The sequence below is a fragment of the Protofrankia symbiont of Coriaria ruscifolia genome, from assembly GCF_900634745.1.
Taxonomy (GTDB): Bacteria; Actinomycetota; Actinomycetes; order Frankiales; family Frankiaceae; genus Protofrankia; species Protofrankia californiensis.
The window spans coordinates 1-2,500 of the sequence record NZ_CAAAFR010000104.1; the positions used below are offsets into that span (position 1 = coordinate 1).

The 2,500-nt window shown below is 55.1% G+C and carries 2 rRNA genes (1 of these 2 cut by a window edge); both read right to left on the reverse strand.

The features are described from left to right. Positions 1-85 precede the first annotated feature (85 nt). Positions 86-202: ribosomal RNA gene (rrf, locus tag CV1CTNOD_RS13270) — 5S ribosomal RNA — on the reverse strand. Positions 203-422: 220 nt separating this feature from the next. Beyond that, positions 423-2,500 (reverse strand): 23S ribosomal RNA (locus tag CV1CTNOD_RS13275); it runs 871 nt beyond the window's last position.

The following is a 2,500-nucleotide window of genomic DNA, read 5'->3' on the forward strand; positions in this document are numbered from 1 at the left end:
AGCAAGCCGAGAGCGCGCTCGAAATGCACAAGACGGACAATAAAAAAACCCCGTAAGGCGAAAACCTTACGGGGTTAGGGATTAATCCCGGCGGCGTCCTACTCTCCCACGCAGTTCCCCGCGCAGTACCATCGGCTCTGAGGGGCTTGACTTCCGAGTTCGGGATGGGATCGGGTATGACCCCCTCGACGTTGCCACCGAAAACTTTCGAGAGCTCACCTCGCCGAGCGCACTGCCTAGCAGTCGGGGCGAAGGCCCCTGCGCGCTCCTAGCGAGCGAATCGCATACTTGCGTTTGATTGCAACACCTAACCACTCCCAGCCCCAGTCCAAGACTGACATCTAGAAGCCGCCAGCGCTGGGCGATCCACACTCCCAACCCTGACCTCAAATCACTCCCGTATACGACGTTTGCCTTAGAGTTAGGAAAAGCCGCACGGCCGATTAGTATCGGTTAGCTCCATGCATTGCTGCACTTCCACACCCGACCTATCACCACGTGGTCTACATGGGGCCTTTAGGGACTTGCGTCCGGGATACCTCATCTTGAGGCCGGCTTCCCGCTTAGATGCTTTCAGCGGTTATCCGTTCCGCACGTTGCTACCCGGCTATGCCACTGGCGTGACAACCGGCACACAAGAGGTGCGTCCATTCAGGTCCTCTCGTACTATGAATAGCTCCTCTCAAGTATCCTGCGCCCACGGCAGATAGGGACCGAACTGTCTCACGACGTTCTAAACCCAGCTCGCGTACCGCTTTAATTGGCGAACAGCCAAACCCTTGGGACCTGCTCCAGCCCCAGGATGCGATGAGCCGACATCGAGGTGCCAAACTGTGCCGCCGATATGGACTCTCAGGCACAATCAGCCTGTTATCCCCAGAGTACCTTTTATCCGTTGAGCGATGGCCCTTCCATTCAGTGCCACCGGATCACTAAGACCTGGTTTCCCACCTGCTCGACCTGTCGGTCTCACAGTTAAGCTCCCTTGTGCCTTTACACTCTACGGCTGGTTTCCATTCAGCCTGAGGGAACCTTCGCGCGCCTCCGTTACGCTTTTGGAGGCGACCGCCCCAGTCAAACTGCCCAGCAGGCAGTGTCCCCGACCCAGATCATGGGCCTAGGTTAGAAGTCCAGAACAGCCAGGGTGGTATTTCAAGGTTGGCTCCTTCGAGACCGGAATCCCGAGTTCAAAGCCTCCCACCTATCCTACGCAGGCTGACCCGAACTTCACTGCCAACTTACAGTAAAGGTTCATGGGGTCTTTCCGTCTTGCCGCGGGTAGAGGGTATCTTCACCCCCAATACAATTTCGCTGAGTCACTGGCTGAGACAGTAGGGAAGTCGTTACGCCATTCGTGCAGGTCGGAACTTACCCGACAAGGAATTTCGCTACCTTAGGACCGTTATAGTTACGGCCGCCGTTTACTGGGGCTTCGGTTCGAAGCTTTGCTTGCGCTGACATCTCCCCTTAACCTTCCAGCACCGGGCAGGCGTCAGACCGTATACGTCCACTTACGTGTTCGCACAGTCCTGTGTTTTTAGTAAACAGTCGCTACCCTCGTTTCTCTGCAACCTTCACCAGCTCAGAGAGCAAGTCTCTTCACCACCAAAGGCACACCTTCTCCCGAAGTTACGGTGTCATTTTGCCGAGTTCCTTAGCCAGTGTTCTCTCACGCGCCTTGGGATATTCACCCCGCCCACCTGAGTCGGTTTGCAGTACGGTCACTTCAGGGGCTCCGCACGCAGCTTTTCTTGGAAGCTTAGGATCACCGAGTTGCGGAGCCGGAGCTCCACCTCATCGCGTCTCGGCATAGATTCCACGTTTGTCCCTGTTGGGTCCTATGAAATCTGCCTACACGCTTGAACCAGCACAACCATTCGCTGGCTCGGCATACCTTTCTCCGTCCCTGCTTGCTTCAACGCCTTCCAAAGTGGTGCAGGAATATTAACCTGCTTCCCATTACCTACGCCTTTCGGCCTCGGCTTAGGGACCGACTCACCCATGGGAGGATTATCCTTCCCCAGGAAACCTTGGGCTTACGGCGACAGGATTTCTCATCCTGTTTATCGCTACTCATGCCTCCATAAGCTCTTCTCAAGCCCGTTAGCGCTCCTTGCGGTACACCGTGTATCTGCTTGAGAATGCTCCGCTACCGCTCTCTTTCGAGAACCCGAAGCTTCGGTACCAGACTTAGCCCCGTTGTATTTTCGGCGCGGGCTCGCTTGACCAGTGAGCTATTACGCTTTCTTTAAAGGATGGCTGCTTCTAAGCCAACCTCCTGGTTGTCTGAGCGTTCCCACATCCTTCTCCACTTAGTCTGGATTTTGGGACCTTAGCTGTCGATCTGGGCTCTTTCCCTTTTGGCAATGAATCTTATCACCCACTGCCTGACTCCCGGATACTTGTCATCGGTATTCGAAGTTTGATTGGGTTTGGTAAACTGGTAAGTCCCCTAGCCCATTCAGTGCTCTACCCCCGATGCAATTCGTCCGAGGCTATA